A 16,194-nucleotide genomic window follows, 5' to 3' on the forward strand; every position below is an offset into this window, starting at 1 on the left:
TTCACCGCAGAAGTTTACGTTCTGAGCAAGGAAGAAGGCGGTCGTCACACTCCGTTCTTCAAAGGCTACCGTCCACAGTTCTACTTCCGTACTACTGACGTGACTGGTAACTGCGAGCTGCCAGAAGGCGTTGAAATGGTAATGCCAGGTGACAACATTCAGATGACTGTTACCCTGATCAAAACCATCGCGATGGAAGACGGTCTGCGTTTCGCTATCCGTGAAGGCGGTCGTACCGTCGGCGCTGGCGTCGTAGCCAAAATCATCGAATAAGCGGTTGTAATGTATTTTTCGGGCCGGCATAATGGTCGGCCTGATTTTGTTTTAGGTCAGTAGCTCAATTGGCAGAGCGACGGTCTCCAAAACCGTAGGTTGGGGGTTCGATTCCCTCCTGACCTGCCAGATTCACTCGGTGTGTCTGGCTTTCTTTTCACAGGATCTTCATAGATGACTCCTAAAGCTGAAGCTCAAGGCTCTCGCTTCGATCTGCTCAAGTGGCTTGTAGTAGTCGCTTTGGTAGTTGTTGGCGTTGTTGGCAATCAGTATTACGCTGCTTCGCCGATCCTGTACCGTGTACTCGCTTTGCTTGCCATTGCTGCTGTAGCTGCCTTTGTAGGCCTGCAGACCGCGAAGGGCAAGTCTTTCTTTGTACTGGTTAAGGAAGCTCGCACCGAGATTCGTAAAGTCGTGTGGCCAACTCGCCAAGAAACCACGCAGACCACGCTGATTGTCGTGGCTGTTGTTCTGGTTATGGCGTTGCTGTTGTGGGGTCTTGATTCCCTGCTCGGCTGGCTTGTTTCCTTGATTGTCGGCTAAGGGTGTCCCGTGGCTAAGCGTTGGTATGTTGTGCATGCTTACTCGGGTTACGAGAAGCATGTGATGCGCTCGCTGATCGAGCGCGTAAAGCTGGCTGGCATGGAAGATGGCTTCGGCGAGATTCTGGTTCCCACTGAAGAAGTGGTTGAGATGCGTAACGGCCAGAAGCGCAAAAGCGAACGGAAGTTCTTCCCAGGCTATGTGCTGGTCCAGATGGATATGAATGAGGGTACTTGGCACTTGGTCAAGGATACTCCTCGGGTGATGGGTTTTATCGGTGGTACCGCTGACAAGCCTGCGCCAATTACAGATAAAGAGGCAGAAGCGATTCTGCGTCGCGTTGCTGATGGTAGCGACAAGCCTAAGCCGAAGACATTGTTCGAGCCAGGTGAGACGGTACGTGTCAACGACGGTCCATTCGCTGATTTCAATGGCGTTGTGGAAGAAGTTAACTACGAAAAGAGCCGGATCCAAGTGGCTGTGCTCATTTTCGGTCGCTCTACTCCGGTGGAGCTCGAGTTCAGTCAGGTCGAGAAGGTCTAACTGGGCAAGCAATCCCAACCCCGCAGCCTTAGGCTGTGGGGTTTTGTCGTCACTGGGATAAACGCGCAAGTAACCGGGGAGCCTTTCGAGGCGTTCGAACCCGTAATTGGAGTGCCTCATGGCCAAGAAGATTACCGCTTACATCAAGCTGCAAGTGAAGGCCGCTCAGGCTAACCCAAGTCCACCGGTTGGTCCTGCTCTGGGTCAGCACGGCGTGAACATCATGGAATTCTGCAAGGCTTTCAACGCCCGTACCCAGGGTCTTGAGCCAGGTCTGCCGACTCCAGTGATCATCACTGTCTACAGCGACCGTAGCTTCACTTTCGAAACCAAATCCACCCCTGCTTCGGTTCTGCTGAAGAAGGCGGCCGGTCTGACCAGCGGTTCCGCTCGTCCGAACACCGTTAAGGTTGGCACTGTTACCCGTGCTCAGCTGGAAGAAATCGCGAAAACCAAAAACGCGGATCTGACTGCAGCTGATATGGATGCAGCCGTGCGTACTATCGCCGGTTCTGCTCGTAGCATGGGCCTTAACGTGGAGGGTGTGTAATGGCTAAGCTGACCAAGCGTCAAAAGGCTATCGCCGGCAAAATCGAAGCAGGCAAGGCCTACAACATTGTAGACGCCGCTGCTCTGCTGGCCGAGCTGTCGACTGTCAAGTTCAGCGAGTCGTTCGACGTTGCTGTAAACCTGGGTGTAGACCCGCGTAAATCTGACCAGGTTGTTCGTAGCGCTACTGTGCTGCCACACGGCACTGGCAAGACCGTTCGCGTTGCTGTGTTCACCCAGGGTCCAGCTGCTGAGGCCGCTCTGGCTGCCGGCGCTGACCGTGTAGGTATGGACGACCTGGCTGCCGAAATGAAAGGCGGCGACCTGAACTATGACGTAGTGATCGCATCCCCGGATGCCATGCGCGTTGTAGGTCAGTTGGGTCAGATCCTCGGTCCACGCGGCCTGATGCCTAACCCGAAAGTCGGCACCGTAACTCCAGACGTAGCTAACGCGGTCAAGAACGCCAAAGCTGGTCAGGTTCGTTATCGCACCGACAAAAACGGCATCATCCACACTTCCGTTGGCAAGATCGGCTTCGACGCTGTCAAGCTGAAGGAAAACGTTGAAGCCCTGATCGCTGATCTGAAGCGTATCAAGCCAGCTTCCTCGAAAGGCATTTACGTCAAGCGCGTTACCCTGAGCACCACTATGGGCCCAGGTCTGGTTATCGATCAGAGCTCGCTCGACGCGTAAGACAAAGGTTGGCGCGGATTGTCGCGCCAATTGAAAGATTGGGGTCCCTGCCTGGCGGGGGCTATCCAAGACCGTAGGCGGCGCAAGCCTTAAACCTCAAGCCTACGCAGATGGTGCTCCCGGTTCCTTACCGAATCAGACACCAAAACGACATTCGGTTCCGATCGAATGAAACGGTAACAAGCAGGAGTTAAACCCGTGGCAATTAATCTCGAAGACAAGAAGGCCATCGTCGCTGAAGTCAACGAGGCTGCCAAAGTCGCTCTGTCCGCTGTCGTGGTTGATGCACGTGGCGTAACAGTAGGCGCAATGACCGGACTCCGTAAAGAGGCTCGTGAAGCTGGCGTTTACGTACGTGTTGTACGTAACACCCTGCTCAAGCGCGCTGTTGCTGACACTCAATACAGTGTCCTCAACGACGTGTTCACCGGCCCGACCCTGATTGCATTCTCGAACGAACATCCGGGCGCTGCTGCCCGTATCTTCAAAGAGTTTGCCAAGGGTCAGGACAAGTTCGAGATCAAGGCAGCTGCGTTCGAGGGCAAGTTCCTCGCAGCTAATCAGATCGACGTACTGGCAACTCTGCCGACCCGTGACGAAGCAATTTCCCAGCTGATGAGCGTGATTCAAGGCGCAACCAGCAAATTGGCTCGTACTCTGGCGGCAATTCGCGACCAGAAAGAAGCTGCCGCAGCCTAAGGCTCGTCACTTCTCGCGTTTTTTGTTTATTTCGATGGTCGCGTAGGCCGTCCCCCAATTCAGGAATTGAGTCATGTCTCTGACTAACGAACAAATCATCGAAGCAATCGGCCAGAAATCCGTAGTGGAAATCGTTGAGCTGATCAAAGCGATGGAAGAAACCTTCGGTGTTACCGCTGCTGCCGCTTCGGCTGGCCCAGCTGTAGCTGCTGCTGCTGTTGAAGAGCAAACCGAGTTCAACGTTGTTCTGCTGGAAGCTGGCGAGAAGAAGGTTAACGTGATCAAGGCAGTTCGTGAACTGACCGGTCTGGGCCTGAAAGAAGCCAAAGAGAAAGTAGACGGCGCTCCTCAGGTTGTAGCTGAAGGCGTTTCGAAAGAAGCGGCTGAAGACGCCAAGAAGAAGCTGGAAGAAGCAGGCGCTAAAGTCGAGCTGAAGTAAGCATCGACTTTGCTCCTCCAGCCCGAGCGTCAAGCGACAGGCTGATGGCTGGTGGCTCTTGCCACCGGCCTTTTTCCGTTATTGGCAGCCGACTGGGTCGGTGCTGATAAAGGCGCTGTAACCACCCGATGCGGTGGCGCAAACCATGGGGTTTGCACGATTTTCTGGCTGCTCCCGTCGGGAGGGGCCAAACAAGCAGGTGACCAAGCTGGGGAACGCTGATGGCTTACTCATATACTGAGAAAAAACGTATCCGCAAGGACTTTAGCAAGTTGCCGGACGTCATGGATGTGCCTTACCTCCTGGCCATCCAGCTGGATTCGTATCGTGAATTCTTGCAAGCGGGAGCGACTAAAGATCAGTTCCGCGACGTGGGCCTGCATGCGGCCTTCAAATCCGTTTTCCCGATCATCAGCTACTCCGGCAATGCTGCGCTGGAGTACGTCGGTTATCGCCTGGGCGAACCGGCATTTGATGTCAAAGAATGCGTATTGCGCGGTGTAACTTTCGCCGTACCTTTGCGGGTAAAAGTGCGCCTGATCATTTTCGACAAAGAATCGTCGAACAAAGCGATCAAGGACATCAAAGAGCAAGAAGTCTACATGGGTGAAATTCCCCTGATGACTGAGAACGGTACCTTTGTAATCAACGGTACCGAGCGTGTTATCGTTTCCCAGCTGCACCGTTCCCCGGGCGTGTTCTTCGACCACGACCGCGGCAAGACGCACAGCTCCGGCAAACTGCTGTACTCGGCTCGCATCATTCCTTACCGCGGTTCGTGGCTGGACTTCGAATTCGACCCGAAAGACTGCGTCTTCGTGCGTATCGACCGTCGTCGCAAACTGCCGGCTTCGGTACTGCTGCGCGCGCTCGGTTACACCACCGAAGAAGTGCTGGACGCGTTCTACACCACCAACGTATTCCACCTGAGCGGCGAAACCCTCAGCCTGGAACTGGTGCCGTCGCGCCTGCGTGGTGAAGTTGCGGTTCTGGACATCCAGGACGAGAAGGGCAAGGTCATCGTTGAGCAAGGCCGCCGTATTACCGCGCGCCACATCAACCAGATCGAAAAAGCCGGTATCAAGACGCTGGACGTGCCACTGGACTACGTCCTTGGTCGCACCACCGCCAAGGCTATCGTGCACCCGGCTACCGGCGAAATCCTGGCCGAATGCAACACCGAGCTGAACACTGAAGTCCTGGCTAAAATCGCCAAGGCTCAGGTCGTTCGCATCGAGACCCTGTACACCAACGACATCGACTGCGGTCCGTTCGTCTCCGACACACTGAAGATCGACTCCACCAGCAACCAATTGGAAGCGCTGGTCGAGATCTATCGCATGATGCGTCCAGGCGAGCCGCCAACCAAAGACGCTGCCGAGACCCTGTTCAACAACCTGTTCTTCAGCCCTGAGCGCTATGACCTGTCTGCGGTCGGCCGGATGAAGTTCAACCGTCGTATCGGTCGTACCGAGATCGAAGGTTCGGGCGTGCTGTGCAAGGAAGATATCGTCGCGGTCCTGAAGACTCTGGTCGACATCCGCAACGGTAAAGGCATCGTCGATGACATCGACCACCTGGGTAACCGTCGTGTTCGCTGCGTAGGCGAAATGGCCGAGAACCAGTTCCGCGTTGGCCTGGTACGTGTTGAGCGTGCGGTCAAAGAGCGTCTGTCGATGGCTGAAAGCGAAGGCCTGATGCCGCAAGACCTGATCAACGCCAAGCCAGTGGCTGCGGCGGTGAAAGAGTTCTTCGGTTCCAGCCAGCTGTCGCAGTTCATGGACCAGAACAACCCGCTGTCCGAGATCACCCACAAGCGTCGTGTCTCTGCACTCGGCCCTGGCGGTCTGACTCGTGAGCGCGCAGGCTTCGAAGTCCGTGACGTACACCCGACTCACTACGGTCGTGTCTGCCCGATTGAAACGCCGGAAGGTCCGAACATCGGCCTGATCAACTCCCTGGCTGCGTACGCTCGCACCAACCAGTACGGCTTCCTGGAAAGCCCGTACCGTGTGGTGAAAGAGGGTGTGGTCACCGACGAGATCGTGTTCCTGTCCGCTATTGAAGAAGCCGATCACGTGATCGCGCAGGCTTCGGCGACCATGAACGAGCAGAAAGTCCTGATCGACGAACTGGTTGCCGTACGTCACCTGAACGAATTCACCGTCAAGGCGCCGGAAGACGTCACCCTGATGGACGTTTCGCCGAAGCAGGTTGTGTCGGTTGCAGCGTCGCTGATTCCGTTCCTCGAGCACGACGACGCCAACCGTGCGTTGATGGGTTCGAACATGCAGCGTCAGGCTGTACCGACTCTGCGCGCTGACAAGCCGCTGGTAGGTACCGGCATGGAGCGTAACGTAGCCCGTGACTCCGGCGTTTGCGTCGTGGCTCGTCGTGGTGGCGTGATCGATTCCGTCGATGCCAGCCGTATCGTGGTTCGTGTTGCCGATGACGAAGTGGAAACCGGTGAAGCCGGTGTCGACATCTACAACCTGACGAAGTACACCCGCTCGAACCAGAACACCTGCATCAACCAGCGTCCGCTGGTGCGTAAAGGTGATCGCGTTCAGCGTAGCGACATCATGGCCGACGGCCCGTCCACCGACATGGGTGAACTGGCACTGGGTCAGAACATGCGCATCGCGTTCATGGCATGGAACGGCTTCAACTTCGAAGACTCCATCTGCCTGTCCGAGCGTGTGGTTCAGGAAGACCGTTTCACCACGATCCACATTCAGGAACTGACCTGTGTGGCCCGTGACACCAAGCTTGGCCCAGAGGAAATTACTGCGGACATCCCGAACGTGGGTGAAGCCGCACTGAACAAGCTGGACGAAGCCGGTATCGTTTACGTAGGTGCTGAAGTAGGCGCAGGCGACATCCTGGTGGGTAAGGTCACTCCGAAAGGCGAGACCCAACTGACTCCGGAAGAAAAACTGCTGCGTGCAATCTTCGGTGAAAAAGCCAGCGACGTTAAAGACACCTCCCTGCGCGTGCCGACCGGCACCAAAGGTACTGTCATCGACGTACAGGTCTTCACCCGCGACGGCGTTGAGCGTGATGCTCGTGCACTGTCGATCGAGAAGTCCCAGCTGGACGAGATCCGCAAGGATCTGAACGAAGAGTTCCGCATCGTTGAAGGCGCGACTTTCGAGCGTCTGCGTTCCGCACTGGTAGGCCACAAGGCCGAAGGCGGCGCCGGCCTGAAGAAAGGTCAGGACATCACCGACGAAGTACTCGACGGTCTTGAGCACGGCCAGTGGTTCAAACTGCGCATGGCTGAAGATGCTCTGAACGAGCAGCTCGAGAAGGCTCAGGCCTACATCGTTGATCGTCGCCGTCTGCTGGACGACAAGTTCGAAGACAAGAAGCGCAAACTGCAGCAGGGCGATGACCTGGCTCCAGGCGTGCTGAAAATCGTCAAGGTTTACCTGGCAATCCGTCGCCGCATCCAGCCGGGCGACAAGATGGCCGGTCGTCACGGTAACAAGGGTGTGGTCTCCGTGATCATGCCGGTTGAAGACATGCCGCACGATGCCAATGGCACCCCGGTCGACGTGGTCCTCAACCCGCTGGGCGTACCTTCGCGTATGAACGTTGGTCAGATCCTCGAAACCCACCTGGGCCTCGCGGCCAAAGGTCTGGGCGAGAAGATCAACCGGATGGTCGAAGAGCAGCGTAAAGTCGCTGAACTGCGCACTTTCCTGGACGAGATCTACAACCAGATCGGCGGTCGTAACGAAGATCTGGACAGCTTCTCCGATCAGGAAATCCTCGATCTGGCGAACAACCTGCGTGGCGGCGTTCCAATGGCCACTCCAGTGTTCGACGGCGCCAAGGAAAGCGAAATCAAGGCCATGCTGAAACTGGCAGACCTGCCGGAAAGCGGCCAGATGCAGCTGACCGACGGCCGTACCGGCAACAAGTTCGAGCGTCCAGTTACCGTTGGCTACATGTACATGCTGAAGCTGAACCACTTGGTAGACGACAAGATGCACGCGCGTTCTACCGGTTCTTACAGCCTGGTTACCCAGCAGCCGCTGGGTGGTAAGGCGCAGTTCGGTGGTCAGCGTTTCGGGGAGATGGAGGTCTGGGCACTGGAAGCATACGGTGCTGCTTACACTCTGCAAGAAATGCTCACAGTGAAGTCGGACGATGTGAACGGCCGTACCAAGATGTACAAGAACATCGTGGATGGCGATCACCGTATGGAGCCGGGCATGCCCGAGTCCTTCAACGTGTTGATCAAGGAAATTCGTTCCCTCGGCATCGATATCGATCTGGAAACCGAATAACACGTGACGCGAATCGAGAGCGGGGCAGGATTGCCCGCTCTCTGCTCCGCCAGGAGGAAAGGCCTTGAAAGACCTACTGAATTTGCTGAAAAACCAGGGTCAAGTCGAAGAGTTCGACGCCATCCGTATCGGATTGGCCTCGCCGGAGATGATCCGTTCGTGGTCGTTCGGTGAAGTTAAAAAGCCGGAAACCATCAACTACCGTACGTTCAAACCCGAGCGTGACGGCCTGTTCTGCGCCAAGATCTTTGGCCCGGTAAAGGATTACGAGTGCCTGTGCGGTAAGTACAAGCGCTTGAAGCACCGTGGTGTGATCTGCGAGAAGTGCGGCGTTGAAGTTGCACTGGCCAAGGTTCGTCGTGAGCGCATGGCGCACATCGAACTGGCTTCGCCGGTTGCCCACATCTGGTTCCTGAAATCGCTGCCGTCGCGTATCGGCCTGCTGATGGACATGACCCTGCGTGATATCGAACGCGTTCTCTACTTCGAGAGCTATGTCGTTATCGATCCAGGCATGACCACCCTTGAAAAAGGTCAGCTGCTGAACGACGAGCAGTACTTCGAAGCGCTGGAAGAGTTCGGTGACGATTTCGACGCCCGCATGGGTGCCGAAGCTGTCCGTGAACTGCTGCACGCTATCGACCTGGAGCACGAGATTGGCCGTCTGCGTGAAGAGATTCCGCAAACCAACTCGGAAACCAAGATCAAGAAGCTGTCCAAGCGTCTGAAGTTGATGGAAGCCTTCCAGGGTTCCGGCAACCTGCCAGAGTGGATGGTGCTGACCGTTCTGCCGGTTCTGCCGCCAGATCTGCGTCCACTGGTCCCGCTGGATGGCGGTCGTTTCGCGACCTCCGACCTCAACGATCTGTATCGTCGAGTGATCAACCGTAACAACCGTTTGAAGCGCCTGCTGGATCTGTCCGCTCCGGACATCATCGTGCGCAACGAAAAGCGTATGTTGCAGGAAGCGGTCGATGCATTGCTCGACAACGGTCGTCGTGGTCGCGCAATCACTGGTTCCAACAAGCGTCCTCTGAAATCCTTGGCTGACATGATCAAGGGTAAGCAGGGTCGTTTCCGTCAGAACTTGCTCGGTAAGCGTGTTGACTACTCCGGTCGTTCGGTAATTACCGTAGGCCCGACCCTGCGTCTGCACCAGTGCGGTCTGCCGAAGAAGATGGCTCTCGAGCTGTTCAAGCCGTTCATTTTCGGCAAGCTGGAAATGCGTGGTCTGGCGACCACCATCAAAGCGGCCAAGAAAATGGTCGAGCGCGAACTGCCAGAGGTTTGGGACGTTCTTGCTGAAGTGATTCGCGAACACCCGGTTCTGCTCAACCGTGCACCGACCCTTCACCGTCTGGGTATCCAGGCGTTTGAACCGGTACTGATCGAAGGTAAGGCTATCCAGCTGCACCCTCTGGTCTGCGCCGCGTACAACGCCGACTTCGACGGCGACCAAATGGCCGTGCACGTACCGCTGACGCTGGAAGCCCAGCTCGAAGCGCGTGCGTTGATGATGTCGACCAACAACATTCTGTCGCCAGCCAACGGTGAGCCAATCATCGTTCCGTCGCAGGACGTTGTATTGGGTCTGTACTACATGACTCGTGAAGCGATCAACGCCAAGGGCGAAGGTCGTGTGTTCGCGGATCTGCAGGAAGTCGACCGTGTGTTCCGTGCCGGCGAAGCCGCACTGCACGCCAAGGTCAAGGTTCGTATCAACGAAACCGTCAACGACCGTGACGGCAACAGCGTGAGCGGTACCCGTATCGTCGACACCACTGTCGGCCGTGCGCTGCTGTTCCAGGTTGTGCCAAAAGGTCTGTCGTTCGACGTCGTCAACCTGCCGATGAAGAAAAAGGCGATCTCCAAGCTGATCAACCAGTGCTACCGCGTGGTTGGTCTGAAAGAGACCGTGATCTTCGCTGACCAGTTGATGTACACCGGTTTCGCGTACTCGACCATCTCCGGCGTTTCCATCGGTGTTAACGACTTCGTTATCCCGGATGAAAAAGCCCGCATCATCGGTGCAGCCACCGACGAAGTGAAAGAGATCGAGAGCCAGTACGCCTCCGGCCTGGTAACCCAGGGCGAGAAGTACAACAAAGTGATCGACCTCTGGTCGAAAGCGAACGACGAAGTTTCCAAGGCGATGATGGCCAACCTCTCGAAAGAGAAAGTCATCGACCGTCACGGCGACGAGGTCGACCAAGAGTCTTTCAACTCGATGTACATGATGGCTGACTCGGGTGCGCGGGGTTCCGCAGCACAGATTCGTCAGCTGGCCGGTATGCGTGGTCTGATGGCCAAGCCGGACGGTTCCATCATTGAAACGCCGATTACTGCGAACTTCCGTGAAGGTCTGAGCGTACTTCAGTACTTCATCTCGACTCACGGTGCTCGTAAAGGTCTGGCGGATACCGCGTTGAAAACCGCTAACTCCGGTTACCTGACTCGTCGTCTGGTAGACGTGGCGCAGGATCTGGTAGTAACCGAGATCGATTGCGGCACCGAACACGGTCTGCTGATGACTCCGCACATTGAAGGCGGTGACGTTGTAGAACCGTTGGGTGAGCGCGTACTGGGTCGTGTCATTGCCCGTGACGTATTCAAGCCGGGTACCGAGGACGTTATCGTTCCTGCCGGCACTCTGGTTGACGAGAAGTGGGTCGAGTTCATCGAGCTGAACAGCATCGACGAAGTGATCGTGCGTTCGCCGATCAGCTGCGAAACCCGCTACGGCATCTGCGCCAAGTGCTACGGCCGTGATCTGGCTCGTGGTCACCAGGTGAACATCGGTGAAGCGGTCGGCGTTATCGCTGCCCAGTCCATCGGTGAGCCGGGTACCCAGCTGACCATGCGTACGTTCCACATCGGTGGTGCGGCAAGCCGTACTTCCGCAGCCGACAGCGTTCAGGTGAAGAATGGCGGTACCGTCCGTCTGCACAACCTGAAGCACGTTGAGCGAGTGGATGGCCATCTGGTTGCTGTGTCCCGTTCCGGTGAGCTGGCAATCGCGGACGACTTCGGTCGTGAGCGTGAGCGTTACAAGCTGCCGTACGGTGCTGTGATTTCGGTTAAGGAAGGTGACAAGGTCGACGCTGGCGCAATCGTCGCCAAGTGGGATCCGCACACTCACCCGATCGTTACCGAAATGAAAGGTACCGTGACCTACGTGGGCATGGAAGAAGGCATCACGATCAAGCGTCAGACTGACGAATTGACCGGTATGACCAACATTGAAGTACTTGACGCGAAAGATCGTCCAGCTGCCGGTAAGGAAATCCGTCCAGCAGTGAAGATGGTCGACGACAACGGCAAGGATCTGTTGCTGCCAGGCACTGACGTTATCGCTCAGTACTTCCTGCCAGCCAACGCCCTGGTCGGTGTGGCTGACGGTGCGAAGATTGCGATCGGTGACGTTATCGCTCGTATCCCGCAGGAAACTTCGAAGACCCGTGACATCACCGGTGGTCTGCCGCGTGTTGCCGACCTGTTCGAAGCTCGTCGTCCGAAAGAAGCGTCGATTCTGGCTGAAGTCAGCGGCACCATCGCGTTCGGTAAAGAGACCAAGGGCAAGCGCCGTCTGGTCATTACCCCGAACGACGGTAGCGATCCGTACGAAGAGCTGATTCCGAAGTGGCGTCACCTGAACGTTTTCGAAGGCGAACAGGTAAACCGCGGCGAAGTTATCTCCGACGGTCCAAGCGATCCGCACGACATCCTGCGTCTGCTGGGTGTAAGCGCGCTGGCCAAGTACATCGTCAACGAGATCCAGGACGTTTATCGTCTGCAAGGCGTGAAGATCAACGACAAGCACATCGAGACCATCCTGCGTCAGATGCTGCGTAAAGTTGAGATCTCCGAGTCCGGCGATTCCAGCTTCATCAAGGGCGACCAGATGGAACTGACTCACGTTCTGGTAGAGAACGAGCGTCTGAGCGCGGAAGACAAGTTTGTCTCCAAGTTCACTCGCGTTCTGCTGGGTATCACCAAGGCGTCGTTGTCCACCGAATCGTTCATCTCGGCGGCTTCCTTCCAGGAAACCACCCGCGTACTGACCGAAGCGGCAGTCACCGGCAAGCGCGATTACCTGCGCGGCCTGAAAGAAAACGTAGTCGTGGGTCGTCTGATCCCGGCCGGTACCGGTCTTGCCTATCACAGCGAGCGCAAGCGTCGCCGTGATGCCGACAAGCCGTTGCGCGTTAGCGCCAGTGAAGTGGAAGCTGCACTGACCGAAGCGCTGAACTCGAGCGGTAACTGAGTTCTGCGATAAACGAGCGTGAGGCCCTGATCGCTCCGTTCGTCGAATCGAGACATCAAGTCAAGGTTCGATGGGCGGGGAGGTCGGGGCCTTGCCTTGACTGGAATCAAGATCCTCTTTAGACTCTTGATCCCCTAAATTTGGCGGGAATTCGTTCCTGCCATTTTGCTTTTCTTGCAAGACAATAGCGTCGCAAGACAACAGTGGAGCTAGTAGATGGCAACTATCAACCAGCTGGTACGTCAGCCGCGTAAGCGTATCGTCGAGAAATCCGACGTACCTGCGCTGCAGAACTGCCCGCAACGTCGTGGCGTGTGCACCCGTGTGTACACCACCACGCCGAAAAAACCTAACTCGGCACTGCGTAAAGTATGCCGTGTGCGTCTGACCAACGGTTTCGAGGTTTCCTCGTACATCGGCGGTGAAGGCCACAACCTGCAAGAGCACAGCGTGGTACTGATCCGCGGCGGTCGTGTAAAAGACTTGCCAGGTGTTCGTTACCACACCGTTCGCGGCTCCTTGGATACTTCCGGCGTTAAAGGCCGTAACCAGGGTCGTTCGAAGTACGGTACCAAGCGTCCGAAGTAATCGGCCGTTTTGCAGATTTTTATTTTATTGAGTCGATAAGAGTAAGGTCGGGCACGCATCCTCTGGATCTGTCCCGAGCTAACCTGAAGACCGCTTGAGGGCTTATCATGCCAAGACGTCGCGTAGCAGCAAAGCGTGAGATTCTGGACGATCCGAAATACGGAAGCCAGATCCTCGCCAAATTCATGAACCACGTTATGGAAAGCGGCAAGAAAGCCGTTGCCGAGCGTATCGTTTATGGTGCCCTGGAAACCGTTGCGGCCCGTAAGGCTGGCACCGATCCCCTGGAACTCTTCGAAAAAGCACTCGACGCCATCGCTCCGCTGGTCGAAGTGAAGTCGCGCCGCGTTGGTGGTGCTACTTACCAGGTTCCGGTCGAGGTTCGTCCTTCCCGTCGTAACGCTCTGGCAATGCGCTGGTTGGTAGACTTCGCCCGTAAGCGCGGCGAGAAGTCTATGGCTCTGCGTTTGGCTGGCGAACTGCTGGATGCTGCTGAAGGTAAAGGTGCTGCTGTTAAGAAGCGTGAAGACGTGCACCGTATGGCCGAAGCTAACAAAGCTTTCTCGCACTACCGCTTCTAATTTTAGCTTCACTAATTTTGCGAGGGCTTTATGGCTCGTACTACTCCGATTAGCCGCTACCGTAACATCGGTATCGTCGCTCACGTGGATGCTGGTAAAACCACCACCACCGAGCGCGTACTGTTTTACACCGGCAAAAGTCACAAAATGGGCGAGGTGCATGATGGCGCCGCGACCACAGACTGGATGGTTCAGGAGCAGGAGCGTGGTATTACCATTACTTCTGCTGCCATTACCGCCTTCTGGAAAGGTTCCGAGAAGCAGTACTCTCACGAGCACCGTTTCAACGTAATCGATACCCCGGGCCACGTTGACTTCACCATTGAAGTTGAGCGTTCCCTGCGCGTACTCGACGGCGCTGTCGTTGTGTTCTGCGGTACTTCGGGTGTTGAGCCACAGTCGGAAACCGTATGGCGTCAAGCCAACAAATACGGCGTTCCACGTCTTGTTTACGTAAACAAGATGGACCGTGCCGGCGCCAACTTCCTGCGCGTGATCGGTCAGATCAAGCAGCGTCTGGGTCACACTCCGGTGCCGATCCAGTTGGCCATCGGTTCCGAAGACAACTTCCAGGGTCAGATCGATCTGATCAACATGCAAGCTGTCTACTGGAACGACTCCGACAAAGGTATGGTCCCTGTTCGCAAGGACATTCCTGCCGAGCTGCAAGAGCTGGCTGAAGAGTGGCGCAACAACATGGTTGAGGCTGCTGCCGAAGCCAACGAAGAGCTGATGAACAAGTACCTGGAAGGCGAAGAGCTGTCGATCGAAGAGATCAAGGCTGCTTTGCGTCAGCGTACTATCGCCGGCGAAATCGTTCTGGCCGTTTGCGGTTCTTCGTTCAAGAACAAGGGCGTTCCCCTGGTTCTCGACGCCGTTATCGACTACCTGCCTGCTCCGACCGACATTCCTGCTATCAAGGGTTCCAACCCTGATAACGAGGAAGAAGAGATGGAGCGTCATGCAGACGACAACGAGCCTTTCGCGGCTCTGGCGTTCAAGATCGCTACCGACCCATTCGTGGGTACCCTGACCTTCGTCCGCGTTTACTCGGGCGTGTTGAACTCCGGCGACGGCGTGATCAACTCGGTCAAAGGCAAGAAAGAGCGCGTGGGTCGTATGGTGCAAATGCACGCAAACGCCCGTGAAGAGATCAAGGAAGTACGCGCTGGTGACATCGCGGCCCTGATCGGCATGAAGGACGTCACCACTGGTGAAACCCTCTGCAACGCTGACAAGCCAATCATCCTGGTTCGCATGGACTTCCCGGAGCCGGTTATTTCGGTTGCCGTAGAGCCTAAGACCAAGGATGACCAGGAAAAAATGGGTATCGCTCTGGGCAAGCTCGCTCAGGAAGACCCGTCTTTCCGCGTTAAAACTGATGAAGAGACTGGTCAGACGATCATCTCGGGCATGGGCGAGCTGCACCTGGACATCCTGGTTGACCGGATGCGCCGTGAGTTCAACGTCGAAGCCAACATCGGCAAGCCTCAGGTTTCGTATCGTGAGCGCATCACGAAGAACTGTGAAATCGAAGGCAAGTTCGTTCGTCAGTCCGGTGGTCGCGGCCAGTTCGGTCACTGCTGGATCCGTTTTGCTCCTGCTGACGAAGGTCAGGAAGGTCTGCAATTCGTGAACGAAGTTGTAGGTGGTGTGGTTCCTAAGGAATACATCCCGGCTATCCAGAAGGGTATCGAAGAGCAGATGAAGAACGGCGTTGTTGCCGGCTATCCGCTGATCGGCCTGAAGGCTACCGTGTTCGATGGTTCTTACCACGACGTCGACTCCAACGAGATGGCGTTTAAGGTGGCTGCTTCCATGGCGACCAAGCAACTGGCCCAGAAGGGTGGTGGTGAGTTGCTCGAGCCGATCATGGCGGTAGAGGTTGTTACGCCTGAAGACTATATGGGTGATGTGATGGGCGACCTTAACCGTCGTCGCGGCATGATCCAGGGTATGGAAGACACAGTGTCCGGCAAGGTTATCCGTGCCGAGGTTCCACTGGGTGAGATGTTCGGTTATGCGACCGACGTTCGTTCCATGTCCCAGGGTCGCGCAAGCTACTCTATGGAATTCAAAAAATACGATACGGCTCCGTCGCACATCGTCGAATCCGTAACCAAAAAACAAGGCTGATTCAGCCCCTTTAGGCTAGGAGTTAATTGTCGTGGCTAAAGAAAAATTTGATCGTTCCCTACCGCACGTCAACGTTGGCACCATCGGTCACGTTGACCACGGTAAAACCACTCTGACTGCTGCTCTGACTCGCGTCTGCTCCGAAGTTTTCGGTTCGGCCGTCGTTGAATTCGACAAGATCGACAGCGCACCAGAAGAAAAAGCTCGCGGTATCACCATCAACACCGCTCACGTTGAGTACAACTCGACTATTCGTCACTACGCTCACGTTGACTGCCCAGGTCACGCTGACTACGTGAAGAACATGATCACCGGTGCTGCCCAGATGGACGGCGCGATCCTGGTTTGCTCGGCCGCTGATGGTCCGATGCCACAAACCCGTGAGCACATCCTGCTGTCCCGTCAGGTAGGCGTTCCGTACATCGTGGTTTTCCTGAACAAGGCTGACCTGGTAGACGACGCTGAGCTGCTGGAACTGGTTGAGATGGAAGTTCGTGACCTGCTGTCGACCTACGACTTCCCGGGCGACGACACTCCGATCATCATCGGTTCGGCTCGTATGGCGCTGGAAGGCAAAGACGACAACGA

General features: G+C 56.1%; 12 protein-coding genes, 1 tRNA gene and 1 pseudogene. All 14 read left to right on the forward strand.

The genetic code is table 11. The features are described from left to right. Positions 1 to 273, forward strand: a pseudogene (locus tag F8N49_RS16075) (elongation factor Tu); the annotation flags it as partial. A gap of 53 nt (positions 274 to 326) precedes the next feature. Then, positions 327 to 402 (forward strand) — tRNA-Trp (locus F8N49_RS16080). Positions 403 to 447: 45 nt separating this feature from the next. Next, on the forward strand, positions 448 to 816 hold the full coding sequence (secE, locus tag F8N49_RS16085) for a preprotein translocase subunit SecE (RefSeq protein ID WP_016772937.1): 369 nt from the start codon (positions 448 to 450) through the stop codon (positions 814 to 816). A 9-nt stretch (positions 817 to 825) separates the two neighbouring features. Further along, positions 826 to 1,359, forward strand: coding sequence for a transcription termination/antitermination protein NusG (gene nusG, locus F8N49_RS16090; protein WP_007957598.1), 534 nt, complete (start codon positions 826 to 828; stop codon positions 1,357 to 1,359). A gap of 118 nt (positions 1,360 to 1,477) precedes the next feature. Then, positions 1,478 to 1,909: a 50S ribosomal protein L11 gene (gene rplK / locus F8N49_RS16095; RefSeq protein ID WP_003176435.1), complete on the forward strand. Its 432-nt coding sequence runs from the start codon at positions 1,478 to 1,480 to the stop codon at positions 1,907 to 1,909. Continuing rightward, entirely contained in the window at positions 1,909 to 2,604 is a 696-nt protein-coding gene (gene rplA / locus F8N49_RS16100) for a 50S ribosomal protein L1 (protein ID WP_024014523.1), read from the forward strand. Before rplK ends, rplA begins: the two co-directional genes overlap by 1 nt. A gap of 198 nt (positions 2,605 to 2,802) precedes the next feature. Further along, on the forward strand, positions 2,803 to 3,303 hold the full coding sequence (gene rplJ / locus F8N49_RS16105; protein WP_008081912.1) for a 50S ribosomal protein L10: 501 nt from the start codon (positions 2,803 to 2,805) through the stop codon (positions 3,301 to 3,303). 73 nt (positions 3,304 to 3,376) lie between these two features. Next, a complete protein-coding gene (rplL, locus tag F8N49_RS16110; protein ID WP_007962228.1) occupies positions 3,377 to 3,742 on the forward strand; it encodes a 50S ribosomal protein L7/L12 in 366 nt (121 codons plus the stop codon). Between the two features lie 221 nt (positions 3,743 to 3,963). Beyond that, positions 3,964 to 8,037, forward strand: coding sequence for a DNA-directed RNA polymerase subunit beta (rpoB, locus tag F8N49_RS16115; protein ID WP_016772939.1), 4,074 nt, complete (start codon positions 3,964 to 3,966; stop codon positions 8,035 to 8,037). Between the two features lie 64 nt (positions 8,038 to 8,101). Further along, complete coding sequence (gene rpoC / locus F8N49_RS16120; protein ID WP_016772940.1) at positions 8,102 to 12,301, forward strand: DNA-directed RNA polymerase subunit beta'; 4,200 nt, start codon at positions 8,102 to 8,104, stop codon at positions 12,299 to 12,301. 216 nt (positions 12,302 to 12,517) lie between these two features. Then, positions 12,518 to 12,889 (forward strand): 30S ribosomal protein S12, encoded by a 372-nt coding sequence (gene rpsL, locus F8N49_RS16125; RefSeq protein WP_003186084.1) that lies wholly within the window; start codon positions 12,518 to 12,520, stop codon positions 12,887 to 12,889. Between the two features lie 107 nt (positions 12,890 to 12,996). After that, on the forward strand, positions 12,997 to 13,470 hold the full coding sequence (gene rpsG / locus F8N49_RS16130) for a 30S ribosomal protein S7 (RefSeq protein ID WP_016772941.1): 474 nt from the start codon (positions 12,997 to 12,999) through the stop codon (positions 13,468 to 13,470). Positions 13,471 to 13,500: 30 nt separating this feature from the next. Next, positions 13,501 to 15,606 (forward strand): elongation factor G, encoded by a 2,106-nt coding sequence (fusA, locus tag F8N49_RS16135; protein ID WP_016772942.1) that lies wholly within the window; start codon positions 13,501 to 13,503, stop codon positions 15,604 to 15,606. 31 nt (positions 15,607 to 15,637) lie between these two features. Continuing rightward, a partial coding sequence (locus F8N49_RS16140) for a GTP-binding protein (RefSeq protein ID WP_151551904.1) occupies positions 15,638 to 16,194 on the forward strand: 557 nt, incomplete at its 3' end.

The organism is Pseudomonas sp. GXM4, from assembly GCF_008923895.1.
Lineage (GTDB): Bacteria > Pseudomonadota > Gammaproteobacteria > Pseudomonadales > Pseudomonadaceae > Aquipseudomonas > Aquipseudomonas atacamensis.